Annotated in this window: 27 protein-coding genes, 1 tRNA gene and 1 pseudogene; 23 read left to right on the top strand and 6 right to left on the bottom strand. The window is 64.7% G+C overall.

The features are described 5' to 3' along the window. The 16 genes from ACZYZ4_RS04935 to ACZYZ4_RS04860 all read left to right on the top strand — a co-directional run bounded on the left by ACZYZ4_RS04935 (position 1) and on the right by ACZYZ4_RS04860 (position 12175). Entirely contained in the window at positions 1–876 is an 876-nt protein-coding gene (locus ACZYZ4_RS04935; protein ID WP_463858717.1) for a VOC family protein, read from the top strand. 113 nt (positions 877–989) lie between these two features. Next, positions 990–1427, top strand: a complete 438-nt coding sequence (locus tag ACZYZ4_RS04930; RefSeq protein WP_463858716.1) for a hypothetical protein — start codon at positions 990–992, stop codon at positions 1425–1427. Positions 1428–1639: 212 nt separating this feature from the next. After that, entirely contained in the window at positions 1640–2056 is a 417-nt protein-coding gene (gene rpsP, locus ACZYZ4_RS04925; RefSeq protein WP_463858714.1) for a 30S ribosomal protein S16, read from the top strand. Position 2057: 1 nt separating this feature from the next. Continuing rightward, positions 2058–2300 carry an RNA-binding protein gene (locus ACZYZ4_RS04920; RefSeq protein WP_056349097.1) on the top strand — a complete coding sequence of 81 codons (243 nt, stop codon included), beginning with the start codon at positions 2058–2060 and terminating at the stop codon, positions 2298–2300. Between the two features lie 112 nt (positions 2301–2412). Continuing rightward, positions 2413–2958, top strand: a complete 546-nt coding sequence (gene rimM, locus ACZYZ4_RS04915; protein WP_463858712.1) for a ribosome maturation factor RimM — start codon at positions 2413–2415, stop codon at positions 2956–2958. Continuing rightward, positions 2959–3816 (top strand): tRNA (guanosine(37)-N1)-methyltransferase TrmD, encoded by an 858-nt coding sequence (gene trmD / locus ACZYZ4_RS04910; protein ID WP_463858710.1) that lies wholly within the window; start codon positions 2959–2961, stop codon positions 3814–3816. It begins immediately after the preceding gene. 243 nt (positions 3817–4059) lie between these two features. After that, positions 4060–4419, top strand: a complete 360-nt coding sequence (gene rplS / locus ACZYZ4_RS04905; RefSeq protein ID WP_056349088.1) for a 50S ribosomal protein L19 — start codon at positions 4060–4062, stop codon at positions 4417–4419. Between the two features lie 84 nt (positions 4420–4503). Beyond that, positions 4504–5181, top strand: a complete 678-nt coding sequence (lepB, locus tag ACZYZ4_RS04900) for a signal peptidase I (protein WP_463858708.1) — start codon at positions 4504–4506, stop codon at positions 5179–5181. Further along, a complete protein-coding gene (lepB, locus tag ACZYZ4_RS04895) occupies positions 5182–6063 on the top strand; it encodes a signal peptidase I (protein ID WP_463858706.1) in 882 nt (293 codons plus the stop codon). An 11-nt stretch (positions 6064–6074) separates the two neighbouring features. Beyond that, positions 6075–6803 carry a ribonuclease HII gene (gene rnhB, locus ACZYZ4_RS04890; RefSeq protein WP_463859076.1) on the top strand — a complete coding sequence of 243 codons (729 nt, stop codon included), beginning with the start codon at positions 6075–6077 and terminating at the stop codon, positions 6801–6803. A 67-nt stretch (positions 6804–6870) separates the two neighbouring features. Then, positions 6871–7197, top strand: coding sequence for a DUF2469 domain-containing protein (locus ACZYZ4_RS04885; RefSeq protein ID WP_111909356.1), 327 nt, complete (start codon positions 6871–6873; stop codon positions 7195–7197). Between the two features lie 123 nt (positions 7198–7320). Further along, on the top strand, positions 7321–7677 hold the full coding sequence (locus ACZYZ4_RS04880; protein WP_111909355.1) for a YraN family protein: 357 nt from the start codon (positions 7321–7323) through the stop codon (positions 7675–7677). After that, positions 7678–9222 carry a YifB family Mg chelatase-like AAA ATPase gene (locus ACZYZ4_RS04875; RefSeq protein WP_463858703.1) on the top strand — a complete coding sequence of 515 codons (1545 nt, stop codon included), beginning with the start codon at positions 7678–7680 and terminating at the stop codon, positions 9220–9222. A 13-nt stretch (positions 9223–9235) separates the two neighbouring features. Then, the gene (gene dprA / locus ACZYZ4_RS04870; RefSeq protein ID WP_463858701.1) at positions 9236–10420 is read left to right on the top strand and encodes a DNA-processing protein DprA; all 1185 of its coding nucleotides are present in this window, start codon (positions 9236–9238) and stop codon (positions 10418–10420) included. 51 nt (positions 10421–10471) lie between these two features. Beyond that, positions 10472–11398 carry a tyrosine recombinase XerC gene (locus ACZYZ4_RS04865; protein ID WP_463859074.1) on the top strand — a complete coding sequence of 309 codons (927 nt, stop codon included), beginning with the start codon at positions 10472–10474 and terminating at the stop codon, positions 11396–11398. 273 nt (positions 11399–11671) lie between these two features. After that, positions 11672–12175, top strand: coding sequence for a DUF3145 domain-containing protein (locus ACZYZ4_RS04860; protein ID WP_463858699.1), 504 nt, complete (start codon positions 11672–11674; stop codon positions 12173–12175). A gap of 152 nt (positions 12176–12327) precedes the next feature. On the opposite strand, the gene ACZYZ4_RS04855 is transcribed toward ACZYZ4_RS04860, so the two are convergent. The 6 genes from ACZYZ4_RS04855 to aceE all read right to left on the bottom strand — a co-directional run bounded on the left by ACZYZ4_RS04855 (position 12328) and on the right by aceE (position 20314). Then, positions 12328–13563, bottom strand: a complete 1236-nt coding sequence (locus ACZYZ4_RS04855) for a beta-ketoacyl-[acyl-carrier-protein] synthase family protein (protein WP_463858698.1) — start codon at positions 13561–13563, stop codon at positions 12328–12330. A 152-nt stretch (positions 13564–13715) separates the two neighbouring features. Then, on the bottom strand, positions 13716–13961 hold the full coding sequence (locus ACZYZ4_RS04850) for an acyl carrier protein (RefSeq protein WP_009359314.1): 246 nt from the start codon (positions 13959–13961) through the stop codon (positions 13716–13718). 81 nt (positions 13962–14042) lie between these two features. Next, positions 14043–15104, bottom strand: coding sequence for a beta-ketoacyl-ACP synthase III (locus ACZYZ4_RS04845; protein WP_463858695.1), 1062 nt, complete (start codon positions 15102–15104; stop codon positions 14043–14045). Then, complete coding sequence (locus ACZYZ4_RS04840) at positions 15101–16030, bottom strand: ACP S-malonyltransferase (RefSeq protein WP_463858693.1); 930 nt, start codon at positions 16028–16030, stop codon at positions 15101–15103. The genes ACZYZ4_RS04845 and ACZYZ4_RS04840 overlap by 4 nt, the downstream gene beginning before the upstream one ends. 88 nt (positions 16031–16118) lie before the next feature. Continuing rightward, positions 16119–17363, bottom strand: coding sequence for a PucR family transcriptional regulator (locus tag ACZYZ4_RS04835; RefSeq protein ID WP_463858692.1), 1245 nt, complete (start codon positions 17361–17363; stop codon positions 16119–16121). 182 nt (positions 17364–17545) lie between these two features. Beyond that, positions 17546–20314, bottom strand: a complete 2769-nt coding sequence (gene aceE, locus ACZYZ4_RS04830; protein WP_463858690.1) for a pyruvate dehydrogenase (acetyl-transferring), homodimeric type — start codon at positions 20312–20314, stop codon at positions 17546–17548. Positions 20315–20712: 398 nt separating this feature from the next. On the opposite strand from aceE, the gene ACZYZ4_RS04825 reads away from it, so the two are divergent. The 7 genes and pseudogenes from ACZYZ4_RS04825 to ACZYZ4_RS04795 all read left to right on the top strand — a co-directional run bounded on the left by ACZYZ4_RS04825 (position 20713) and on the right by ACZYZ4_RS04795 (position 24745). Then, complete coding sequence (locus ACZYZ4_RS04825) at positions 20713–21132, top strand: DUF3052 domain-containing protein (protein WP_463858688.1); 420 nt, start codon at positions 20713–20715, stop codon at positions 21130–21132. Next, entirely contained in the window at positions 21129–21623 is a 495-nt protein-coding gene (locus tag ACZYZ4_RS04820; RefSeq protein ID WP_463858686.1) for a peroxiredoxin, read from the top strand. Before ACZYZ4_RS04825 ends, ACZYZ4_RS04820 begins: the two co-directional genes overlap by 4 nt. Before the next feature lie 6 nt (positions 21624–21629). Further along, complete coding sequence (locus tag ACZYZ4_RS04815) at positions 21630–22550, top strand: NAD-dependent protein deacetylase (RefSeq protein WP_463858684.1); 921 nt, start codon at positions 21630–21632, stop codon at positions 22548–22550. Positions 22551–22652: 102 nt separating this feature from the next. Continuing rightward, positions 22653–22728 (top strand) — tRNA-Val (locus tag ACZYZ4_RS04810). 85 nt (positions 22729–22813) lie between these two features. Then, on the top strand, positions 22814–23353 hold the full coding sequence (locus ACZYZ4_RS04805; protein WP_463858682.1) for a GrpB family protein: 540 nt from the start codon (positions 22814–22816) through the stop codon (positions 23351–23353). 39 nt (positions 23354–23392) lie between these two features. After that, entirely contained in the window at positions 23393–23683 is a 291-nt protein-coding gene (locus ACZYZ4_RS04800; protein ID WP_463858680.1) for a hypothetical protein, read from the top strand. A gap of 266 nt (positions 23684–23949) precedes the next feature. Further along, positions 23950–24745 (top strand): annotated as a pseudogene (locus ACZYZ4_RS04795) (IclR family transcriptional regulator). The last annotated feature ends 4 nt before the right edge of the window (positions 24746–24749 follow it).

Here is a 24749-nt window from a genome sequence, read left to right as displayed (position 1 = left end):
ATGACTGCAGAAGCCACCAGCCGGGATGTCCTTCCTGCCGGCCTCTCCATGGGCACCGTGATGCTCAAGGTGGGCGACATGAAGCTGATGACCGACTACTACCAGCGTGCGCTCGGCCTGGAGGTTGTCGCCGAACAGGACGGCGGCGTCTATCTTGGCCGGCTCCAGCGCCCGCTGGTCCATCTCGCGGCCGCCCCGTCCTTGAGCCTGCCTGGCAGGGGCGAGGCCGGGCTGTTCCACACCGCGCTGCTTTTTGACGACCAGGCTTCGCTTGCAGTCACGGTAGCCACCGCAGCCCAGTACGAACCCCGGTCCTTCACCGGTAGCGCCGACCACCTCGTTAGCGAGGCTTTCTACTTCAATGACCCCGAAGGTAACGGCATCGAACTGTACTGGGACAGGCCCCGCGAAAACTGGTCCTGGAACGGGAAGGATGTGGTGATGGACAGCCTGGCACTGCCGCCGCAGCGCTACCTTGAGCAGCACCTGACCCAGGAATCCCTGAACGGCCAGCAGGCCACCGAAGCCGGCGTGGGCCACGTCCACCTCCAGGTGGGCGACGTCCGTTCGGCGCACGATTTCTATGTGGGCACGCTGGGCTTCGAAAAGACCGCAGGCTGGCACGGGCAGGCACTGTTTGTCTCCGCCGGCCGGTACCACCACCATATGGCCATGAACGTCTGGAACAGCCGCGGCGCCGGTCCCCGCAAGGACACCCTGGGCCTTGGTGAAGTGCTCATCGAAGTCCCATCCGGGGACGACGTCGGAGCGCTCGCCGACCGCCTGAAGGTCGCCGGCGTGGCCTCGCACCACACGGGCGCCGAGCTTAGCTTCGAGGATCCGTGGCGCAACAGTATCCGTGTCGCCGTCCGCTGAGTACGGATGCCAAATGTGCGGCACGCCTTGTACTAGGCTGATTCTGAACGGCCGGGGCGGCACTTGATGCAGCCCTTCTGGGCCGCACCGTCGACGGAATGAGGGCTGTTCCCATGGGCTTCACTGAAATTTTTGTTTCCACGCACGATGCCGCGCTGAAGCGGGCAGTCGTCCTGGATGCGGGCGGCTCCCCGGCGGACCGAGCCCTGCGGATTCCCGGAATCAGCGATTTCGAAATCGAACAGCTTGGTGATCTTGCCGGTGCTGCGGTGCACGCCGGTGGCGCGGACTACGAACTGGCCATGGTTGACGTGGCCAGTGATTCCCTCCTCGGGGTTCCGCCGGCGATGGTGCGTGCGCTGGCGGACCTGCTCAGTTATGAGACTGAAGGTGACGGCAATGTCTTGGACGATGTCGCTGAAAAGTGGGCGGCCCAGGATGACATGCCTTTCGGCGCGGCCGAGGCCCGGACGTATGTCCAGCAGTTCGCTGAGCTGGCCAACTCGATCGATGACGCCGCGCGCACCGGGGTCTATGTCTGGTCGTCCTAGGCCGGCTGCGGCCTGCCGGGTCCGCCCGGCTGCTCCATCCGTACGTGTCAAGTCGAAATCCGGACGCTGATCTGGCACAATAAACAGGTACTCGATCTGCGTGGCCCCTCTCTCCGCGTCTGGATCCTGTCCTTTGAACCCTCAAGTATGGCCCGCCCCACGGGTGCAGAACGTCGGTTCACCCCTTTTCTGAAACAGGAGTGACCACAAAAGTGGCCGTAAAGATTCGCCTTAAGCGCTTTGGCAAGATGCGCGCACCGTACTACCGCATCGTCGTCATGGACGCACGCTCCAAGCGTGACGGCCGTGCCATCGAAGAGATCGGCAAGTACCACCCCACCGAAGAGCCCTCATACATCGAGGTGGACACGGACCGTGCCCAGTACTGGCTCGGCGTCGGCGCACAGCCGTCCGAGCAGGTTGCCGCGATCCTCAAGATCACCGGTGACTGGCAGAAGTTCAAGGGCCTGCCGGGTCAGGAAGGCACCCTGAAGACTAAAGCTCCGAAGGTTGCCTTTGTTGCCCCGGAAAAGGGTTCCGTGCTTATCCCGGAAGCCATCACCAAGAAGTCAAAGCAGTCTGACGCAGCCGAGGCCCCGGCCGAAGCAGAGACCACCGAGGCTGAGTAGATTGCTGGCAGAAGCGCTCGAACACCTCGTCCGGGGAATCGTTGATTCGCCGGAGGATGTCAAGGTCAGCTCGAAGAACAACCGCCGCGGGGACACCCTCGAGGTTCGTGTTCATCAGGATGACCTGGGACGGGTGATCGGCCGCCAGGGCCGCACGGCACGGGCATTGCGCACCGTTGTGGCGGCACTGGCAGACGGCGAGCCGGTCAGGGTCGACGTCGTCGACACCGACCGCCGCCGCTAAGCGCTCGGCAACATCAGTTTTTTGCTCCGGCCCTTCCACCAGCAACGGTGGAGGGGCCGGAGTGCTTTCACCACATCGCCTAATCCCGGCACGATCACAGACAGAGGAACAGATGCAGCTTCAGGTGGCACGAATCGGCAAACCGCACGGAATCCGCGGAGAAGTGACGGTCCAGGTGCTGACCGACGCTCCGGGGGACCGGTTCGTTCCTGGTACGGAGTTTGTGGTGGAGCCTGCTTCGGCCGGACCGCTCATTGTTGAGAGTGCGCGGTGGAACAAGGACATCCTGCTGCTTGCGTTCGAGGGAATCGAGACCCGCAACCAGGCAGAGACCCTGCGTGGCGCCAAGCTCTTCATCGAAACCGAAGAGCTGGACGAGGACGACGACGAAGGCTGGTACGAGCACGAACTGGTGGGGCTCGAAGCTCGGGTGGGCTCGCAGGTAGTCGGTAAGGTCGCCGCCCTGCACACCTTGCCCGTCCAGGACCTGCTCGTGGTTGAAACGCCTGACGGCAAGGAAATCCTTGTCCCGTTCGTGGAGCAGATCGTTCCGGAGGTCAATGTGGCCGACGGCTTTGTCCTGCTGACGCCGCCGGACGGACTCTTTGAGGTCAACGACGGCGAGGCCGGCACCGGCGAACCGGAGGAAAGTTCGTAGATGAGAATCGACGTCGTCAGTATCTTCCCGGAGTACCTGGCGCCTTTGGAGCTCTCGCTCATTGGCAAGGCCCGCCAGGACGGCTTGCTGGACCTGCGCGTCCATGACCTACGTGATTTCACCACGGACAAGCACCGCTCAGTGGACGACACCCCGTACGGCGGGGGTGCCGGCATGGTGATGAAGCCTGAGCCGTGGGCGCAGGCGTTGGCCGCTGTCGCCGCAGCCGGTGAAGCCGCAGTAAGCGCCGAGACCACAGCGGGCGAGCCAGCCAAGCCGGTTTTGATCGTTCCATCGCCGGCAGGGGAGCGCTTCAACCAGGCCCTGGCCTATGAGCTCGCAGAAGAGGACCAGCTGGTTTTTGCTTGCGGCCGCTATGAGGGCATCGACGAGCGTGTCATCGAGTGGGCGGAAGAGCACTTCACGGTGCGCCCCATGAGCCTCGGCGACTACGTGCTGAACGGCGGCGAAGTGGCCGTTCTGGCGATGGTCGAAGCCATCGGCAGGCTGCTGCCCGGCGTCGTGGGCAACCCCGATTCCCTGGTGGAGGAGTCGCATTCGGACGGGCTGCTGGAATACCCCGTGTACACCAAACCCTCCAGCTGGCGGGACCGGGAGGTCCCGGCAGTGCTGCTGAGCGGCAACCACGGGAAGATCGCGCAGTGGCGCCGCCACGAGCAGTACCGGCGGACGGCGGAACGCCGCCCGGACCTGCTGGAAACGTTCGACGCCGGGATGCTGCCACGCGCCGACCGGACGGCTTTCGCGGACCTCGGGTACGACGTCGTCGACGGTCACCTCCGGGCGCGGCGGCAGGCCGGTACCAGCACGGACACCGGAACCGACGCCTCAGCCTGAACCGGCGCGGCGGGGGTCGACGGCGATTGGCTGTAGGCCTGCGAGTGTGGCAAAATTAGTCTTTGTGTCTGCTGGGTCCGCACCTGCCACAGGGGGAGCGCAACCAACAGCTGGACACCCCGGGACCTTCAATCAGTGAAGGGACCGGACCCACTTAATTTTCGGCGGTAATTTCCGGTGCTTCCGGGCTTGCCCGCCGTGACCCAAAGTGAATGACCTGTGGCGTTCACCAGGAGTGCAATTATGCATATTCTCGATTCCGTAGATGCAGCGTCGCTGCGCACCGATGTTCCTGTCTTCCGCGCAGGTGACACCCTCAAGGTTCACGTGAACATCATCGAAGGCAAGAACTCCCGTGTCCAGGTATTCCAGGGCTTCGTCCTGGGCCGCCACGGCGACGGTCTCCGCGAAACCTTCACCATCCGCAAGGTCTCCTTCGGCGTCGGTGTGGAGCGTACCTTCCCGGTCCACTCCCCGATCATCGATAAGATTGAGGTCGTCTCCAAGGGTGACGTGCGCCGCGCGAAGCTGTACTACATGCGCGACCTGCGCGGCAAGGCTGCGAAGATCAAGGAAAAGCGCGACTTCCAGCCCAAGAAGTAAGTCCCCAGGGACCTATAAAGCAGGCCCCAGCCGTACCAGGCCAGCGCCGGAGCCCTTCGCAACAGCGCCCCAGGAATACGGATCATGGACCAGACAAAACGCCAGCCCAGAAGAATGGGCTGGCGTTTTGCGTTCCTGGCAGTTCTCCTGGCCGTGGCTATCAGCGGGCTGGTGCGTTCGCTATGGCTGGATGTCTACTACATTCCGTCCGAATCCATGGAGCCGGTCCTTGCGAACGGGGACCGCATCCTGGTCTCCAGGACAGACTTCCACGCCGAACCCATCCGGCGGGGTGACATTGTGGTTTTTGACGGCAGGGGTTCGTTCGCTCCCCTGAACAGTGGGAAGGGCCCCCTGCTGGATTCCGTTGCCGCGGCCGGGCAGTTGCTTGGCCTGGCCGGCAGTGACACCACGTACGTCAAACGGGTTATCGGTCTGCCGGGGGACACCGTGGTCTGCTGCGATGCACACGGAAAGATCAGCGTCAACGGGGAGGCGCTCGATGAGCCATACCTGTTCGACGGAGACAGCCCAAGCACGCAGATCTTCAGCGCGGTGGTGCCCGCCGGGAGGCTTTGGCTGCTCGGTGACCACCGCTCGGCGTCCGCTGATTCGCGCAGCCTGCTCGGTGCGCCCGGCGGTGGCATGGTGCCAACGGACCGGGTCATCGGCAGGCCGGTCCAGATCGTCTGGCCACTTGATAGATTTGCTGCAGTACTACGGCCGCCAGCGGCAGGATCAACAACAGAGGACAGACAGTAAATGCCCGAGAACAATGCCCGGACACCCGAGCCGCCTCGCGAGGGCGCCCCCGGTGCCGACGCCGACGGTATGTCCGCCAACGCGATTTCAGACGGCGGGACCTCCGACGGCGTGATTGCCAACGATGTGGCCTCGGACGACGTGGCGGATGGCAGCCCGTCGGCGCCACTGTCCGGCAGGCGATCCGCGGCACCGAATACCGAGCCCGCCGCGCCCAGCCAGCTCTTTATCTGGCTGAAGGAGGTTGCCACGGTGGTGGTGATCGCCGTGGTGCTATCCTTCCTGATCAAGACCTTCCTGTTCCGCGCGTTCTATATTCCGTCCGAGTCCATGGTCAGCACCCTGGACGTCAACGACCGCATCTTCGTGAACCTGCTGGTTCCGGAGCCTTTTTCGCTCTCACGCGGCGACGTTGTGGTCTTCCGTGACACCAAGGGCTGGCTGAGCACCGCGCCGGATGAACCGAATGGACCGTTCACGTGGGTCCAGGACGGCCTGACATTTGTGGGACTCCTGCCGGACAACTCCGAGCAGCACCTCGTCAAACGCGTCATCGGGCTTCCCGGTGACGAGGTGATCTGCTGCGACGGCGGCGGTAAGCTGACCATCAACGGATCCCCTATGGATGAAACGTATGTCAACGGGGCTGAGGAACCGCAGATCCGTGCCTTCGACGTCGTTGTTCCGGAAGGAAAGGTCTGGGTCATGGGCGATAACCGGAACCACTCCGCGGATTCCCGCTCGCACCTGGAGTCCAATGGCGGATTCGTCGACCTCGTGGACGTGGAGGGCAAAGCCGCCGTCATCGCGTGGCCGCTGAACCGGATCACTGTCCTCGACAACTATCCGGCCGTCTTCCGGAACGTGCCTGCGGGAGGCTAGCAGTGTCCGCAGTGATACCGGCCACCGCCGCCAAGGCTCCAGCCCGCCAGACGGCCGGGGTCCGCTCCAAAGCACCGACACTGCGGCATGAGCGGACCTTCAAAGCGCAAGGTGCTCGCTACCTGGCCGGTGTGGACGAGGTGGGCCGCGGAGCGCTGGCAGGACCCGTGAGCGTCGGGATCGCCGTCGTGGACCTCCAAACCCAGAAGCCCTTGGCCGGTGTGCGGGACAGCAAGCTCCTCAGCCCCGCCGAACGGGAACGACTGGAACCGCTGGTCAGACGCTGGAGCGTTGCGTCCGCAGTCGGGCACGCCTCCGCGCGGGAGATCGACGGGCTGGGCATCATTGCTGCGCTGCGGCTCGCCGGTACGCGGGCGTGGCAGGACATCCTTGCGGCGGGAGTCAGTCCTGATGTGGTGCTGCTCGATGGCAGCCACAACTGGCTCTCGCCCGCCGGGCAGCCTTCCCTGTTTGACGAGCCACCCCTTGATTTCGCGTGCACTGCCCCCGTCCACACCAAGATCAAGGCGGATATGCAGTGCCTGAGCGTGGCCGCGGCCAGCGTGATTGCGAAGGTGGAACGTGACGAGCAGATGCGCGGCCTGCACAGTGAATACCCCGATTTTGGCTGGGACATCAACAAGGGCTACGCCACGGCAATTCACCGGGACGCGCTCCGCGCCGCCGGAGCCACACCGTACCACCGGGTGAGTTGGAACCTCCTGGGCGGCGAACTCTGATTCCCTGCCGGACTGGTGTGGGGCTGACGCGGCGGCCATGGCACCACGGATGGTGCAAGATGGAAGCATGAGTGCAGAGGATCTTGAAAACTATGAAACCGACATGGAGCTGCAGCTCTACCGTGAATACCGCGATGTTGTCGGGCTCTTCAGTTACGTTGTCGAGACCGAACGCCGCTTTTACCTCGCCAACCATGTTGACCTGCAGGCCCGAAGCGCAGACGGCGAGGTCTACTTCGATCTGACGCTGCAGGATGCCTGGGTGTGGGATGTGTACCGTTCGGCACGGTTCGTCAAGACGGTCCGCGTCCTCACGTTCAAGGATGTCAACGTCGAAGAACTGCCCCGCAACGAGGAACTCGCCTTGCCGAAGGACGTTGACCTCGGCAACTGACACCGGCCCACTGCTCCTCCACAGCTCTGCCAAAATGGGGCGATTTTCCCGGGTTACTCACATACGGGACTAGCGTCCTGTCCTCCGCTGTCCTGCCACTGCAGGCTGGTTGCGGAGGTAGAAATGAAATCCAAAGACCTGTTGGGCCGGCGCGGCGAGGAGCTCGCGGCCGGCTATCTTGAATCGCTCGGCATGCTGGTGGTGGAACGCAACTGGCGCTGCACCGAAGGTGAAATAGACATTGTGGCCCTGGACGGGGACGCCCTGGTCATCGCAGAGGTGAAAACCCGCCGTTCCCTGGACTACGGGCACCCGTTCGAAGCCGTGGGGCCGGACAAACTCGCCCGGCTGCATCGGCTTGGTTCGGCGTGGTGCCGGGACCGGGAGCTGCGGATGCCGCTACGGCGCGTGGACGTCATTGCCGTGGTGGACGACGGCGGCGGCGAACCCTTGGTGGAACACCTCAAGGGGGTGGGGTAGGTGGTGCTGGGCCGGGCCTACTCCGTGGCGTTGGTGGGTTTGAACGGGTACATCGTCGAGGTGGAAGCCGATATTGGCCAGACCTTGCCGGCGTTTGTGATCCTGGGCCTGCCGGATGCCGCCCTTAACGAGGCTAAGGAGCGGATACGCTCCGCGGCCAAGAATTCCGGAATTCCGCTGAGCCGGCGGAAGATCACGGCCAACCTCATCCCGGCCTCGCTGCCCAAACGCGGTTCCGGCTTCGACCTTGCCGTGACGATGGCGGTCCTGAGGGCCGCAAATGACATCAAGGCCACCGGCCGGACCGTCTTCATCGCCGAACTCGGGTTGGATGGCCGGCTGCGGCCGGTGCGCGGCATCCTGCCAGCAGTGATGGCGTCGGTGCAGGCCGGCTATCCGGACGTTGTGGTCGCGCACGCCAACCTCGGCGAAGCATCGCTGGTCCCCGGAGCCAACGTCCGGGGGTACCGCACGCTGGCGCGGCTGGCGCTCGATTTCGGTGCAGACCCGCAAGAGCTCGCCCTGGACTTCGAACCGGAGGACGAGGCCGGTCACGGGGATTCCGAACCGGGGGCTCAGGCCGTCCCTGACATGGCGGACGTCTCCGGCCAGGGTGAAGCCAGGCGTGCACTTGAGGTGGCCGCTGCCGGGGCCCACCATTTGCTCCTGACAGGACCTCCGGGTGCGGGCAAGACCATGCTGGCCGAAAGGCTCCCCGGTCTCCTGCCGGACCTTGCCGACAATGAGGCCATGGAGGTCACTGCCATCCACTCGCTCTGCGGCCTTCCCTCATCGGCCGTTCAGCTTGTGCGGCGGCCGCCGTTCGAAAATCCGCATCATTCGGCCACCGCGGCCGCCATTATCGGCGGGGGATCGGGGCTGCCCCGCCCGGGTGCGGCATCCCGGGCCCACCGCGGAGTCCTGTTCCTGGACGAAGCCCCGGAATACGAACGGCGCGTCCTGGACGCCCTTCGCCAGCCCTTGGAGAGCGGGGAGCTGGTCATTCACCGCTCGGCTGGAACAGCGGCCTATCCTGCCCGGTTCCAGCTGGTCCTTGCCGCCAACCCCTGTCCCTGCGGCAAGGCTTCGGGGAAGGGCCTGGACTGCACGTGCACGCCTATGATGCGGCGCCGCTACGTGGCCAGGATGTCCGGTCCGCTGCTGGACCGGGTTGATATCCAGCTGCAGGTAGAGCGCGTGTCACTGGCCGACTTCGGCCAGGCGGGCGCCGAAGAAGACACGGCGGTCGTGGCCCGGAGGGTCGGCGACGCACGCCGGCGGCAGGCTGAACGGCTGCAGCCGCTGGGAATGGAAACGAACTCGCAGGTGCCCGGCCGGATTCTGCGCGGTCCCCTACGGTTGCCGGCCGGCTCCACCCGGATCCTGGACCACTCACTGGAGCGGGGCGTGCTGACCGCCAGGGGCTATGACAGGGTTCTGCGGCTGGCCTGGACCCTGGCGGACCTGTCGCACCGCGACATGCCCGACACCAACGATATTGGTCAGGCCCTTGGCCTCCGGCAGGCTGCCTCGGCAGCTGCGTGAAGGAAGAAACCACATGGAGAACGAACGGATCGCCCGGGCCGCCCTGTCACGGCTCATGGAACCGCAGGACGCTGCCGGACTGGCCCTCGTACAGGTCACCGGCGCACTCGAAGCCTTGAAAATCGCCACCGGAGAGGCAGCCGCCTGCCCGGCACTGGAGCGGGAGATCACCGGGCTGCTGGCGGACAACGGCGCCGGAACCAGCTGGGCCGGGATGGCTGCCTCCCTCAAACGTTGGGCTCCCCGCATTCCGGATCTGGCGCCCGAGCGTGACCTTGCCACCATGGCACGCCTTGGCGGCCGGCTGATTATTCCGTCAGATGATCTCTGGCCTGCCCAGCTCGGCGACCTTGGTATGCAGGAGCCCCTCTGTCTGTGGTGGCGGGGCCTGGAACAGGAGCTTCCCGGCCCGGCCCGGAGCGTGGCGCTCGTGGGGTCCCGCGACAGCACCAGCTACGGCGCCTCGGTGACCGGGGACCTGGCCTACTCCCTGGCTCAGCGGGGCTTCACAGTGGTTTCCGGGGGCGCGTACGGCATCGACGCCCACGCGCACCGGGCCGCACTGGCCGGGGGATCAGCGGCGGTGCCTACCATCGCGGTGATGGCAGGTGGTGTGGACCGGTTCTACCCGTCCGGCAACGAGGACCTCCTGCGGGCGGTCTGCAACCAGGGAGCGGTGCTCGCCGAGGTGCCGCCGGGGTCGGCGCCCACCCGCTACCGCTTTCTCCAGCGGAACAGGCTGATCGCGGCCTTGGCTGCAGTAACGGTGGTGGTGGAGGCCCGTTGGCGGTCTGGTGCGCTGAATACGGCCCACCACGCCGAGACGCTTGGCCGGGCGGTTGGAGCTGTTCCGGGGTCCGTGCACAGCGCCAACTCCGCTGGCTGCCACCGGCTGCTCCGGGATGGCGGCGCCGTCTGCGTGACTGACGCCGCGGAGATCGCCGAGCTGGCGTCTCCAAGCGGCGTGGGGCTTGCGGCACCCGGGACCGCGCCCGAGGCCGACCATGACGGACTGACCTTGGAGGACCTGATCCTTCTTGATGCCCTGCCGCTGCGGTCCACCACGTCAGTGGACAAGCTCTGCGCAGTTGCAGGCCTCAGTGCGGAATCGGTGCGGGCCGGGTTGGGTAGGCTAGGCCTGCTGGGGCTCGCAGCTTCAGAAAGGGGCGGCTGGAAACGGGCCAAGGAATCAGCGTAGTTGCCTGTGTCCGGTACGGGATTCCTCGAGGACTTCTGGGACAGTGGAACAGTGGAGAATCAGGAACTGTCCCGGGCGTTTGAGCAGGCCCTTGCCGGCTTCGGCAGATACCTGACGGCCGAGCGGGCCCGGTCCGGGCATACGCTTCGGGCATACCTGTCCGATCTTCGAAGCCTCCTGGAATACGCCGCCTTCGAGGGCGTCACGGATCTGCCGGGCCTGGAGCTGGGCACTCTCCGGCGCTGGCTGGGGGCGCAGAGCCAGGCCGGGATATCCCGGGCCACCCTTGCGCGCAGATCGGCTACTGCGCGTTCCTTCACCACGTGGGCCATGCGGGAAGAACTCATCGAGACCGATCCTGCACTCCGTCTCAGGGCTCCCAAAGCGGAAAAGTCACTGCCCGGGGTGCTGCAGTCCCAACAACTGCTCAGGCTGCTGAACAGTCTGGAGGAAGCCGCGGCTGACGGGTCACCGGTTCCGGTGCGCAACCGGGCCATGGTGGAGCTCCTGTACGCCACCGGACTGCGGGTCGGGGAGTTGGCCGCTTTGGATGTGGACGATCTCAACTCGGACCGCCGGACGCTGCGCGTGGTGGGCAAGGGCAACAAGGAACGGACAGTTCCCTACGGCGTCCCGGCCGCTGTGGCCGTCGACGACTGGCTCCGCCGAGGCAGGCCGCTCCTGGTTACGGGGCACAGCGGACCGGCACTTTTTTTGGGTGCCAGAGGAAACCGCGTTGACCAGCGCCAGGTCAGGACCGTGGTAAATGCTCTCTTCGAAGCCCTGGGAGATACGTCGGCAACCGGCCCGCACGCGCTGAGGCATTCCGCGGCCACGCACCTGCTCGATGGCGGCGCGGATCTTCGTGCGGTCCAGGAAATCCTGGGCCACAGCAGCCTCGCCACCACGCAGATCTACACACATGTGTCCGTTGAGCGGCTCCGGAGCAGCTACCAGCAGGCACATCCCCGGGCCTGAGAGCCGGCGGGTTCCCGCCAATCCGGGCAAATCCTGGTCCGTGTCGCCTGTGGCGAATCGCACTGGCGTAATTACGCGGCGTACGGCACAATGAGAGTCACGTCCGGAAACTTTCAAGTTTCGCTTGAAGCACTTCGCTTCGCGCGTCACCGCAAGTCCGGACACAGCTTAATATTCAGGCAGGGAACACCGCCGCTGGAACGTACAGCACCGGGCAGTTTCATCCAGGCAGAGGTCGTTGGGGAAGACGTACCTACAGCTATGGAGGATGGAATGTCTGTTGCAATGACCCGCGGTGTGCTGTTTGTTCACTCAGCCCCTACAGCACTGTGCCCGCACGTTGAGTGGGCCATTGGATCCGTCGTGGATAAGCGGACGGATCTTGAGTGGATCCCTCAGCCTGCCGCGCCCGGAATGTTCCGCGCCGAGCTCTCCTGGACGGGAACCCCGGGCACCGGATCACTGCTGGCTTCATCACTTCGCGGCTGGGCCCATCTTCGCTACGAGGTCACTGAAGAGCCGAGCCAGGGCGTTGACGGCGGCCGCTGGTCGCACACCCCCGAATTGGGGATATTCCATGCCACCACGGATGTCCACGGCAACATCATGGTCTCAGAGGACCGCATCCGTTACGCCTACGAAACGGGCGCCGGCGATCCTTCCGCCGTGTACCACGAGCTTTCCCTGGCCTTGGGTGAGGCCTGGGACGAGGAACTCGAACCGTTCCGCCACGCAGCCGAGGGCGCACCGGTCCGCTGGCTCCACCAGGTGGGTTGACCGCCGTCGGACGTCACGCCGTCGTACTTCCCGTCCGCTGTCCTGGCAGAAGCCGTGCAGGATCGGAATGCGGCGCTCCATAGCAAAAAGCAGAGGCCCCGCCACATGGCGGGGCCTCTCCTCCGTCTGCGGTACTTGCTGTTCCCGCGCTGCTAGATGCTGCGGACAGCGATCACGGCGTTGTGGCCGCCGAAGCCGAACGAGTTGCTCAGCGCCACGATGTCGCCTGCCGGCAGATCCCTGGCCGACGTGACGACGTCGAGCGGGATCTCTGGATCCTGGTTCTCGAGGTTGATGGTGACCGGGGCCTTGCGGTGGTAGACGGACAGCACAGTGAGTACTGCCTCCACGGCACCGGACGCGCCCAGGAGGTGTCCCATCTGCGACTTGGTGGCGGACACCGCAACACTGTCGAGGTGGTTCCCCAGCGATGCGCGAAGCGCCGTGTACTCGGGCTTGTCACCTACGGGAGTGGAGGTGGCGTGCGCGTTGACGTGGACAACGTCCTCGGCCTGGATCCGGCCGTCGAACATGGCTGCCTTCAGCGCGCGGGTGGCGCCCAGGCCCTGGGGGTCCGGGGCGGTGATGTGGTAGGCGTCGGCGGTCACGGAGGTGCCGGCCAGTTCGCCGTAGATGCGGGCGCCGCGGGCAAGGGCGTGTTCCTCAGCCTCGAGCACCAGCGCACCGGCGCCTTCGCCCATCACAAAGCCGTCGCGGCCAAGATCGTATGGGCGCGAGGCGCCCTGAGGGTCATCGTTGCGGCGGGAGAGCGCCTGCATGGACGAGAACGCGGCCAGGGGCATGGGGTGGATGGCCGCTTCGGCGCCGCCGCACATCACCACGTCGGCCTTGCCGGAGCGGATCAGCTCCAGGCCCAGATGAAGGGCCTCGGTGCCCGACGCGCAGGCCGAAACCGGGGTGTGGGCGCCGGCACGGGCGCCAAGGTCAAGGCTGACGGCTGCTGCGACGCCGTTGGGCATCAGCATGGGCACCGTCATGGGCAGGACTCGGCGCGGGCCTTTTTCCTTCAGCGTGTCCCACGCGTCCAGCAGGGTCCAGACGCCGCCGATGCCGGTGGCGAAGGCGACCGCAAGGCGGTCGGGGTCAATCTCGGTGATGCCGGAATCGGCCCAGGCTTCACGGGAGGCGATGACGCCGAACTGGGTGGACGGGTCCATCCGCTTGGCCTCAACGCGGCTCAGGACCTCCAGGGCCGGAGTGGAGCAGCGGGCGGCGAAGTGGACCGGCAGTTCGTACTTGGCGACCCATTCGTCTTCCAGCGTGCGGGCACCGGAGACCCCTTTCAGCGCGTTGTTCCACATGGTGGGTACGTCGCCGCCGATGGGCGTGGTGGCACCCAGACCGGTAATGACTACTTTGCGTGTCATTGGATCACTCTCTGTCGGTGGGCAGGCCGTATCCGGTTATCCGGCGGGGTCCCGCGTGTGGGGCAGCTGGCTGCCGAAAAATGTGGTGGACTGCCGGTCCGGCCTGAGCACGGACCGGCAGTCCAGTCAGCCATAAGGGGCTGTAGCCTTGGCTAGGCCTGTGCGCCGGCGATGAAGCTGACGGCGTCGCCCACGGTCTTGAGGTTCTTGACCTCTTCGTCCGGGATACGCACGCCGAACTTCTCTTCGGCGTTGACCACGATGGTCATCATGGAGATGGAGTCGATGTCCAGGTCCTCGGTGAAGGACTTGTCCAGTTCCACAGCCTCGGGGGCGAGGCCGGTTTCTTCGTTGACGATTTCAGCCAAGCCGGCCAGGATCTCTTCGTTGCTAGCCATTGATGGCTCCTTTTCTTGTTATTGCCGGCAGGGGGTGCCGGAAACGGTGCAGTCCGCGGATGCGGCCTGTGTGGGACGTTCCTAAGGAAGGACGATTACCTGGGCACCGAAGACCAGCCCGGCGCCGAAGCCGATCTGGAGCGCGAGGCCGCCGCTGAGCTCAGGGTTTTCCTTGAGCAGGCGGTGGGTGGCCAGGGGGATGGAGGCCGCGGAGGTGTTTCCGGCATCGGCGATGTCCCGGGCCACGGTGACGGATTCGGGAAGATTAAGTTTCTTGACCATCTCGTCGATGATCCGCATGTTGGCCTGATGCGGGATGAACGCAACGAGGTCTTCAGCCTGGACACCGGCGGCCTCCAGAGCCTGCTGTGCCATCTTGGCCATTTCCCAGACCGCCCAGCGGAAGACGGTCTGTCCGTCCTGGCGGAGGGTGGGGTAGAGCTCCTGCGCCTCTTCGAGCAGGGCAAAGTCGCCAGGCTCGTCGGACTGGCGGGCCGCCATGCTCAGGTCGCGGACATCCAGCATAGAACGCGTCATGCCGATGGCGTCCCACTTGCTGCCGTCCGAGCCCCATACCGAGGGGCCGATTCCGGGGGTGTCCGAGGGGCCGATGACAACAGCGCCCGCGCCGTCGCCCAGCAGGAAGGAAATGGTGCGTTCCCGGTTGTCGATGACGTCGGAAAGCTTCTCCGCGCCAACCACCAGCACGTAGGTGGCGGTGCCGGAACGGACCAAGGCATCAGCCTGGGCGATGCCGTAGCAGTACCCGGCGCAGGCGGCCGAGATATCGAAGGCCGGTGCCGGCGTCGCACCGATGCGGTCAGCCAGGGCGACGGCAGCCGACGGCGTGGCGTACGGGTGGGTGACGGTGGAAACGATGACAGCGCCCAGCTGGGAGGCTTCGATGCCTGCCTGCTGCAGGGCCTCCCGGGCGGCGCCCTCGGCCATGTCGATGACGCTGACGTCGGCAGCGGCCCGGTGACGGGTCACGATGCCGGTCCGCTGGCGGATCCATTCGTCCGAGGAATCAATCCACTGGCAGACGTCGTCGTTGGTAACGATGACGTCGGGCCGGAATGCGCCGAGGCCGATGATGCGGCTGTATTCGTTTACGGGAACCTGTTTCAGCGTGGGAACGCTCATGCATTTCCCTCCAGTTCTGCGAAGAGTGCCAATGCGGCCGTGAGGTCGTCCGGGGTTTTGACTGCAACGGTCTTGACGCCGGGCATGCCGCGCTTAGCGAGCCCGGCCAGTGTGCCGGCCGGGGCCAGCTCAATGACACCGGTGACGCCGCGCTGCACAAGAGTTTCCATGCAGAGGTCCCAGCGGACCGGCCGGGAGACCTGCGCGATGAGGCTTTCGACGGCGGCGCCGCCGTCGGTCACTTCACGGCCGTCAAAGTTGGACAGCAGGGGCACCTGCGGCTTCTGCGGCTTGAGGGCCGGCTTCAGAGACTCAAGGGCGCTCACAGCGGGGGACATATGTGAGGTGTGGAACGCTCCGGCCACCTTCAGCGGGATGACGCGCGCCTTGGCCGGCGGGTTGTCCGCCAGGGCCTTGAGCTGTTCGAAGGTTCCGGCTGCCACAGTCTGGCCCGCTCCGTTGACATTGGCCGGTGTCGCGCCGGAAGCCTCGATGGCAGCCATGACCTCGGCAGGGTCCCCGCCCACCACGGCGCTCATGCCGGTGGGGGTCACGGCAGCGGCGGCGGCCATGCTGTTGGCGCGTTCACGGACGAACGTCATGGCTTCCTGCTCGGTGAGCACGCCGGCGAGGGCAGCGGCGGTGATTTCACCGACAGAGTGACCGGCAAGGATCACAGGAAGCGTGCCGAGGTCGACGTCGAACAGCGATTTTGCGGCGACCAGCCCGGCGGCAACAATCAGGGGCTGCGCGACGGCGGTGTCCTTGATGGTGTCCTCGTCAGAGGTGGTCCCGTGGGCTGTCAGGTCGATGCCTGCGATCACACTGAGGGAGGCCAGATGGCCTGCTACCGAAGGCAGTTCCAGCCAAGGGGCCAGGAAACCCGGGGTCTGTGAGCCCTGTCCAGGGCAGACTATTGCAAGCACGTATCCAGCTTTCCAAATTACGGGGTCATCCAGCGGTGTTTCACTGCACCAAGCTCAAGGAGTCAGATTGTAGGAAGTCTACAACGACTCACGGCTGATTCCGCGCCGGATGACGCTCCGCCGGGGCTTTTGGCGGCGTCGAAAGTCGCCCGACTACCAACGCCGCCTGCAGCACAAACGCCTCCCGGGGGAGGAGCGGATCCCAGCCCGTGACGTCGCAGACGCGCTTGAGCCGGTACCTGACGGTGTTGGCGTGGACGAACAATTCGCGGGCAGTCGCCTCAAGGGAATGACCCAACTCCAGGTAGGTGCCCAGGGTCTCGACCAGCCCGTTGGAGGCCGCGACAAGCGGACGGTAGATGTTCTTCACCAGGGAACGGCGCGCCGCTTCGTCACCGGAGATGACGCGTTCGGGCAACAGGTCATCAGCGGCCACGGGCCGGGGAGCGGCGGGCCAGGCCCTCGCCGCGGTCAGACCGGAAAAGGCAGACTGAGCTGATCCGCTGGCCTCCAGCAGGGAACCGGCTTCCGGGCCGTAAACCACCGGGCCCGGGGCGAACATTTCGCTGAGTTTCAGGTACGCGGTCTCGCGGTCCTGGACGCCGCCAAGGATCAGGATCAGCCGGTCGCCCTGGATGCCCACCAACGCATCCTCGGCGTAGCGGCCCGCCAGGCGGCGCAGTTCGCTGACGTAGCTGGCACTGGGTTCAGACGGCGAATTGCCCACCATCACAGTAAACCTCTCCTGTGCCTTCCAACCCAGCGCGGCGATCCTGGACCGTAGCGCGTCCGTGTTTTCGCCACGGAGGATGGCGTCCACGATCAGCGCTTCCAGCCGCGTATCCCAGGAACCGCGGGACTCTGCCGCCCTCGCGTACACGTCTGCCGCCGCGAAGGCCACTTCCCGCGAGTACCGCAGTACCGCTTCGCGGAGGGATGGCTGGTCAGCTTCGGGGGCGATGACCGGCACCTGGTCTTCCACCACTTCAACCACGATCCGGATGAGCTGGAGCGCCTTCTGGAGGCTGATGGAGCGCGTCAGCTCTGTGGGGGCCGTCCCAAAAACGTCGGAGAGAATCCACGACGGCGAGCTGGGCCGCTCATACCAGGTGACAAACGCTGCGATGCCGTTTTGCGCCACCATGCCCAGGGCCGAGCGTTCATCGGAGCTGAGCCGGGAATACCACGGCAGCGACTTCTCCAGCTGGCGAAGGGTGGTGGTGGAGAGCTGGCCCACGCTGGCCCGGAGCTTTTTCAGGGTTTCGGATTTCTCCGGTGTCATGCTGCGCGAGGACGGCTTGCGCTTCACGGGCGGGGTGGTTGGCTCTGGCATCCTCCGAGCATACGGTGCCTGCCCGGCAAGCTCCATTTGTGTAAAGGCTACAACGTTGTTGGACCCGCATCACAGGCGGTCTCCGGTACAGGAACGCAGGGAACGACGACGGCGACCCTCGCCTTTCGGTGAGGGTCGCCGTCGTCGTTCATTTCCGCTGACAGCAGGTCAGCAGGAGTTGATCAGGATTCGCCGCCCGCGTTGCCGGTGGAACCGGCGTTGACGTTGTGCAGCTTGTACTTCTCGATGGCCTGGGCCGGGGCCTGGGCATCAACTTCGCCGCGGCGCGCCAGCAGTTCCAGGGAACGGACCACGATGGAGTGGATGTCGTTCTTGAAGAAGCGGCGGGCAGCTGCACGGGTGTCGGAGAACCCGAAGCCATCCGCACCCAGCGTGGCGAACTCGTTCGGCACAAACTGGCGGATCTGGTCCGGGACGGCCTTCATGTAGTCCGAGACCGCCACTACGGGTCCTGTGGCACCGGCGAGCTGCTGGGTCACAAACGGAACACGGGCAGGCTTGCCCGGGTTCAGGAACGCCTCTTCCTCGGCGGCCATGCCGTCGCGGCGCAGTTCGTTCCAGGACGTCACGGACCAGACGTCGGCGGAGACGCCCCAGTCCTCGGCGAGCAGCCGCTGGGCTTCGATGGCCCAGGGAACCGAGACGCCGGAAGCCAGGATCTGGGTCCGGGGACCGTCGATCTTCGCCGGAGCCAGGAGGTAGATGCCCTTGAGGACACCTTCCACGTCGAGCTCCTCGGGTTCCGCGGGCTGCGTGATGGGCTCGTTGTACACCGTCAGGTAGTACATGAGGTTCCGGTCAGCCGAATCGGGCCCGTACATGCGCTCGATGCCGTCCCGGATGATGTGGCCCATCTCGTACCCGTAGGCCGGATCGTAGGTGACCACTGCCGGGTTCGTGGAGGCCAGCAGCGGGGAGTGGCCGTCGGCGTGCTGGAGGCCTTCACCGGTCAGGGTGGTCCGGCCGGCCGTGGCGCCGATGATGAAACCGCGGGTCATCTGGTCCGCGGCGGCCCAGAAGGCGTCGCCGGTGCGCTGGAACCCGAACATCGAGTAGAACACGTATACCGGGATCAGCGGTACGCCGTGGGTGGCGTAGGCGGTGCCGGCGGCGGTGAACGCCGCGACGGCGCCTGCCTCATTGATGCCCGGGTGGATCAGCTGGCCCTGGGCCGATTCCTTGTAGGCCAGGACCAGGTCCCGGTCCACGGACAGGTAGTTCTGGCCCTTCGGGTTGTAGATCTTCGCCGTGGGGAAGAACGCATCCATGCCGAACGTCCGGGCCTCATCGGGGATGATCGGCGCGATGTGCTTGCCGAAGTTCTTGTCCCGCATCAGGTCCTTGAGGAGCCGGACAAACGCCATGGTGGTGGCAGCCTGCTGCTTCCCGGAACCGCGCTTGGCAACCTCGTACGTTTTTGCTTCGGGGAGGGCGATCTCCTGGTGCTTGGAGCGGCGCTCAGGAACAGAACCGCCCAGCTGGGCGCGGCGTTCCATCATGTACTGGATCTCTGGCGCATCGGTGCCCGGGTGGAAGTACGGAGGCTGGTACGGGTCCTTCTCCAGCTGCTCGTCGGTGACCGGGATCCGCAGGTGGTCGCGGAACTTCTTCAGGTCATCGAGGGTGAGCTTTTTCATCTGGTGGGTCGCGTTGCGGCCCTCGAAGTGGGGTCCGAGTCCGTAGCCCTTGACCGTTTTGGCCAGGATCACGGTGGGCTTGCCCTTGAATTCGGTGGCTGCCTTATACGCGGCGTAGACCTTGTGGTAGTCGTGGCCGCCGCGCTTGAGGTTCCAGATCTCGTCATCGGACAGGTCCGCGACCATGTCCTTGGTCTGCGGGGACTTGCCGAAGAAGTGCTCGCGGACGAACCCGCCGGATTCTGCCTTGTAGGTCTGGTAGTCCCCGTCCAGGGTCTCGTTCATGATCTTCACCAGCGAGCCGTCGGCGTCGTTGGTGAGCAGGTCATCCCACTCCCGGCCCCAGACCACCTTGATGACGTTCCAGCCCGCGCCGCGGAAGAACGCTTCCAGTTCCTGCATGATCTTGCCGTTGCCACGGACGGGACCGTCCAGGCGCTGGAGGTTGCAGTTGATCACAAAGTTCAAGTTGTCGAGGTTCTCGTTCGCGGCGAGCTGGAGCAGGCCGCGGGACTCGGGCTCGTCCATTTCGCCGTCGCCGAGGAACGCCCAGACCTGCTGGTCCGAGGTGTCTTTCAGGCCGCGGTTGTGCAGGTAGCGGTTGGACTGCGCCTGGTAGATGGCGTTCATCGGGCCGATGCCCATGGACACCGTGGGGAATTCCCAGAAGTCCGGCATCAGGCGCGGGTGCGGGTAGGAGGAGAGCGCGTGGCCTTCCTTGGACTTTTCCTGCCGGAATCCGTCCAGGTCCTCCTCGGATAGCCGGCCTTCCATAAATGCGCGGGCGTACATGCCGGGGGAGGCGTGGCCCTGGAAGAAGACCTGGTCACCGCCGCCGGGGTGGTCCTTGCCGCGGAAGAAGTGGTTGAACCCGACTTCGTACAGGGTGGCGGCACCGGCGTAAGTGGAGATGTGTCCGCCTACCCCGATGTTCGGACGCTGGGACCGGTGCACCATGATGGCCGCGTTCCAGCGCATGTACGCCCGGTACCGGCGCTCGAACTCCTCGTTGCCGGGGAACGTCGCTTCCTGATCCACGGGGATGGTGTTCACGTAGTCCGTGGTGGTCACCATCGGAACACCGACGCTCTGCGCGCCGGCGCGCTGCAGCAGGCTGCGCATGATGTATTGGGCACGCTCGGTGCCCTGTTCCCTGATCAGCGCATCCAGGGACTCAACCCATTCGGCGGTCTCTTCCGGATCACGATCAGGCAGCTGGTCTGTCAACCCGCTGAGGATATGGGAGGTCTCTTCTCCTGCAGCCACGTCCAACCTCTCTTTGCGCGCATGCATCGGCGCCCACATGCCGGGCAGGGTGGCTGTCCGGCATGAATGCGACGTGTGCGACGTATCGGTTACAACAGCCCGGTCATGTGCGCCGGGCAGGGTCCTATCACGCCTATGTCTGCCGTTGAGTTCCAGGCGGTCGCCCCGCAGGCATAGTTGTCACCAGCCACTCTAGCTGTGACTCCAGCACGATGCGTAGCCGCGTCCATGGCGTCCCGGTTGTATTTCGCCGTCATACTGGTTGTGTGACGAAAGCCGCTGCAATGCAGGCTGACGGCGCCGGATGTGACGCAGAATATGGCGGATCGCGGTGGTGGCAGCTTGAAGCGCAGGCACAAAAGGTGTTGGCTGGGAGTAATGGAAATCACTATGCGTATTGCATGTATTAGGCATTGGAGGAACACGTGAGCGAGGCCGACGCCGCCACTTCGGTAAATGTGGCGGAAAAATTGGGTTTCAAAAACGGGGATCTGATTCAGGAGTTCGGTTACGACGACGACGTCGATTTCGACTTACGTGATGATATTGAGGACCTGACAGGGTCCGAGCTCCTGGACGAGGACGACCACGACGTTGTTGACGCCGTCATTTTTTGGTGGCGGGACGGCGACGGGGACCTGGTCGACACCCTCATGGATTCCCTGACTACCCTGAGTGAAACCGGGGTTGTCTGGGTGTTGACTCCAAAGTCCGGGCGCACCGGGTATGTGTCGCCGGCGGAAATCCAGGAAGCGGCGCCCACTTCGGGCCTGCACCTCACTACCTCCGCAGGCGTGTCGAAGGACTGGAGCGCCACCCGCCTGGTCAGCCGGAAGAACAAGTGACGGCAGCTCTTGCCGTAGCCGGGCAGACTGTTCCGGCGGTGGGGGAGCTTGCCCCGGACTTTGAGCTGGTGAACCAGTTCGGGGAACCTGTCCGGTTGTCCTCTTACCGCGGGCAGAACGTTGTGCTGGTGTTTTATCCGTTTGCATTTTCGGGCGTCTGCACCGGTGAGCTCTGTGAAATCCGGGACAACCTGGCCTCGTTCGAGGATGCCAGGGCCACCATCCTGGCAGTGTCCGTGGACAGTAAGTTCAGCCTGCGGGCCTATGCCGAGAAGGAAGGCTACGGCTTCGATCTCCTGGCCGATTTCTGGCCGCACGGCGCTGTCGCTACCGCGTATGGTGTCTTCGACCCGGAGAGCGGTATGGCTGGCCGAGGGACGTTCATCATCGATGCGGCGGGAACAATCCGCTACGTTGTGGTGAATCCGCGTGGGCAGGCCCGCGAGCTCGCCGACTACCAGGATGCTCTTGCAGGTCTGGACCAGGCCTGACGCCGCATGGACCAGCAGCGGCACGGTATCGGCCTGACGGGCTTCGCCAGCCTGCCAGCCGCTGACCCTGCTGCGCTGTCCAGTGCGGACCTTCAAGGACTGGAACGGGTCCGGGAATTGTTGTCCGGCAAACGGCTGGCGCTGCTGACTGGCGCAGGGCTGAGCACCGATTCGGGCATTCCGGATTACCGTGGGCCTGACGCCGTGCCACGTTCGCCCATGACTTACCAGGAGTTTGTGCGCGAGGCCGCCAACCGCCAGCGCTATTGGGCGCGGAACCACATCGGCTGGTCCCACTTGCGGCACGCAGATCCAAACCCTGGGCACCGTGCGGCCGCGGAACTGGAGCGGCGGGGCCTCCTCACCGGGTTGATCACGCAGAACGTGGACCGGCTGCATGAAGACGCCGGCAGCCGGAATGTCATTGACCTCCACGGCCGCTATGACCGGGTGGTCTGCCTGGATTGCAAACGCACCTACACCCGCCACCTGCTGGCGGGGGTGCTCGAAGAACTGAATCCGGGCTTCCTGGCGCGCGCCACCACGTCCGGTTTGGTGGAAATGGCCCCCGACGCCGACGCTACTGTGGACGACATGGCGCTGATCAGCAATTTTGTGGTCGCTGCCTGCCCCGCCTGTGGCGGAATGCTCAAGCCTGACTTTGTCTACTTCGGCGAGAACGTGCCCAAGGAGCGTGTGGAAGACGCCTACATGATGGTGGACGGCGCCGCTGCTTTGCTTGTTGCGGGATCATCGCTGACCGTGATGAGCGGACTGCGGTTCGTCCGTCACGCGGCGAAGGACGGTAAACCTGTGGTGATCATCAACAGGGGCGATACCCGGGGCGATCAGTACGCCACCATCAAGCTCCACGCAGGCGTCAGCGAGGCACTGACCTGGCTCGCCGCCGAACTCCCCGATCTTTGACCCGTGCCGGGGACGAACGTGTCGATTGGCTTTTCGTCCCGCCCGTCGGGTAGAGTTTATGTTCGTTGGTTGACGCGCTGAGGCACGAAAAACCGGCAGTTTGGGTCTTTAGCTCAGCTGGTAGAGCGCCACGTTTACACCGTGGATGTCATCGGTTCGATCCCGGTAGGACCCACCACCAAACCCCGTTGTTCCCGGCCCGAGTGGCTGGGAATAGCGGGGTTTTTTGTTGCCCTGCGCGGTTCAGGGCGTAGGATCGGCCCATGACTGTGAATGGGGTCGAGTATCTGCGCGGGAGGGATTCCCTTAACGGGCGCGTGGAGCTCGTGGCATACGACGTAGTGTGGCCGGAGATCTTTTGCGAAATCCGCGACGACATCCTTTCCGCGCTGGGCTCCTCAAACAGCGCACTGGAGCACGTCGGCTCGACATCTGTTCCCGGGCTTGCTTCCAAGCCAGTCATCGACATTGTCCTGCTCGTCAAAGACTCCGCCGCTGAGGAAACGTACATCCCCCAGCTTGAGGCCGTCGGCTTCCTCCACCACCTCCGCGAGCCGGGGTGGTACGAACACCGCCTGTTGAAGCACAAGGTTCAGCAGGTGAATTTGCACGTGTTTACCGCTGGATGCGAGGAAGCAACACTCATGATCCGGTTTCGGGACTACCTGCGAAGTAACCAGGACGTCCGGATCGAATACGAACAGATCAAACGTAGGCTGGCGGATCAGAAATGGACCTTCATGCAGGACTACGCAGATGCCAAGGGCAAAACGATCCGCGCCCTTCTGGCTCAATTCCGCTAGGGCGCCATTTTGTCGGTGGCAGTCCCTAGTGTTCCCGCTATGGAATATGTGGTGGTGAAGACGGCCAGGGACGGCAGCCCGACGGAAGTGGTCAGCAACGGCAGGGAATGGGCCGTCGGTGCCGATGCGGTGAGATGGTTTGAACGTGTGAACTGGTGGGAGGCGCAGCGCCGTATGCCCAAAGGGCTGGGCCGCGTGGATGTTGAGGTGTTGCAGGTTCAGGTGCGGCTGGGTCGCAATCCGCATTCCGCGCTGACCACCATGATGCTGGAGCGCGACGGCCTTGGTGGCGGCTGGAGGCTGAGGGAAGCCGTGGTGGACGTCGCCTGAACCCGGCGGCAGATGCCAAGACAACATTTAGGGATTGGAAAACCCTCCACCGCGACTATTGGGGGATGCCGCGGTGGAGGGTCTGAAATGAATATACCGTGAACTTCCTGAAACAAACAAAAAGCCACGCGAGCCGGCGTGCTTTGCGCGGCGGACGGCGCCTCGTTACGGGCCCTGAATCATCGCTATGCCGTGATGATGGTTACTGTTCAGCAGAATGAACGCATCTACACGAAGCGCCCCGGTGTGCCGATCGAAGGAGAATCATGGCCGATTCCCGCACCCCCGCTCGTCTGAGGGTTTGGGGAGCACATCGCCCGCACCGGCGGTCACGCGTGCCGCCGCCGTCATGGACGCACTGGCAGCCGCTGCTACCGGAAGGCTGACAATGAGCGACCTTGCCCGCGAGTTGGGGATCCCCAAGTCGTCCACCTCCAACCTGTTGCTGGCGTTGGAAGAAGCCCGGTTGATCAGCCGCCAGGGCGCCGAATTCACGCTGGGCCGCAAGCTCGTGGAACTCGGCGCCGCATATCTCAGCCGGATCGACGAAGTGCAGGAGTTCTACCGGTTCTGCGAGCAGGCGCCGACGCTTTCCGGGAGACGGTACGCATGGCCATGCTGGACGGAACCAACGTGATCTATCTGGCCCGCTACGAGGGTCATCCGGCGGTCCGACTGACGTCCAACATCGGCGACAAGATGCCGGTGTCCCTGTGTGCCGTAGGCAAGGCCCTGATTGCCCGCCTTCATGACCACGAAGTCGACGCAATGTTTTCCGACGACACCGAACTTCCGGTGCTGACCCCGAAGTCCCTCCGCACCGGGGCCGAGTTGAAGGCCCGGCTGACCACCATCCGTGAACAGGGCTATGCGTTCGAAGATGAGGAATCCACTACGGCAGTAGTCTGCCTGGCGGTCTCGGTGCCGACGCGCGGCGCCCATGGCCCGAGCCTTGGTTTGTCAGTCACGGCCCTTAGGGCCACATACTCCGCGGAACAGGGTTCCCGGATGGTCAAGGAACTGAACGAACTGGCGCGGTCCCTGGGCAACCCCTTGGGCTGAGGCC

Source organism: Pseudarthrobacter adonitolis (assembly GCF_055412845.1).
This window is presented reverse-complemented; position numbering and strand designations above follow the sequence as displayed.

Coding starts and splice junctions, on each gene's coding strand:
- ACZYZ4_RS04935 (WP_463858717.1), top strand. CDS start 1: ATGACTGCAGAAGCCACCAGCCGGGATGTCCTTCCTGCCGGCCTCTCC.
- ACZYZ4_RS04930 (WP_463858716.1), top strand. CDS start 990: ATGGGCTTCACTGAAATTTTTGTTTCCACGCACGATGCCGCGCTGAAG.
- rimM (WP_463858712.1), top strand. CDS start 2,413: ATGCAGCTTCAGGTGGCACGAATCGGCAAACCGCACGGAATCCGCGGA.
- trmD (WP_463858710.1), top strand. CDS start 2,959: ATGAGAATCGACGTCGTCAGTATCTTCCCGGAGTACCTGGCGCCTTTG.
- rplS (WP_056349088.1), top strand. CDS start 4,060: ATGCATATTCTCGATTCCGTAGATGCAGCGTCGCTGCGCACCGATGTT.
- lepB (WP_463858708.1), top strand. CDS start 4,504: ATGGACCAGACAAAACGCCAGCCCAGAAGAATGGGCTGGCGTTTTGCG.
- lepB (WP_463858706.1), top strand. CDS start 5,182: ATGCCCGAGAACAATGCCCGGACACCCGAGCCGCCTCGCGAGGGCGCC.
- ACZYZ4_RS04885 (WP_111909356.1), top strand. CDS start 6,871: ATGAGTGCAGAGGATCTTGAAAACTATGAAACCGACATGGAGCTGCAG.
- ACZYZ4_RS04880 (WP_111909355.1), top strand. CDS start 7,321: ATGAAATCCAAAGACCTGTTGGGCCGGCGCGGCGAGGAGCTCGCGGCC.
- dprA (WP_463858701.1), top strand. CDS start 9,236: ATGGAGAACGAACGGATCGCCCGGGCCGCCCTGTCACGGCTCATGGAA.
- ACZYZ4_RS04860 (WP_463858699.1), top strand. CDS start 11,672: ATGTCTGTTGCAATGACCCGCGGTGTGCTGTTTGTTCACTCAGCCCCT.
- ACZYZ4_RS04855 (WP_463858698.1), bottom strand. CDS start 13,563: ATGACACGCAAAGTAGTCATTACCGGTCTGGGTGCCACCACGCCCATC.
- ACZYZ4_RS04850 (WP_009359314.1), bottom strand. CDS start 13,961: ATGGCTAGCAACGAAGAGATCCTGGCCGGCTTGGCTGAAATCGTCAAC.
- ACZYZ4_RS04845 (WP_463858695.1), bottom strand. CDS start 15,104: ATGAGCGTTCCCACGCTGAAACAGGTTCCCGTAAACGAATACAGCCGC.
- ACZYZ4_RS04835 (WP_463858692.1), bottom strand. CDS start 17,363: ATGCCAGAGCCAACCACCCCGCCCGTGAAGCGCAAGCCGTCCTCGCGC.
- aceE (WP_463858690.1), bottom strand. CDS start 20,314: ATGCATGCGCGCAAAGAGAGGTTGGACGTGGCTGCAGGAGAAGAGACC.
- ACZYZ4_RS04815 (WP_463858684.1), top strand. CDS start 21,630: ATGGACCAGCAGCGGCACGGTATCGGCCTGACGGGCTTCGCCAGCCTG.
- ACZYZ4_RS04805 (WP_463858682.1), top strand. CDS start 22,814: ATGACTGTGAATGGGGTCGAGTATCTGCGCGGGAGGGATTCCCTTAAC.
- ACZYZ4_RS04800 (WP_463858680.1), top strand. CDS start 23,393: ATGGAATATGTGGTGGTGAAGACGGCCAGGGACGGCAGCCCGACGGAA.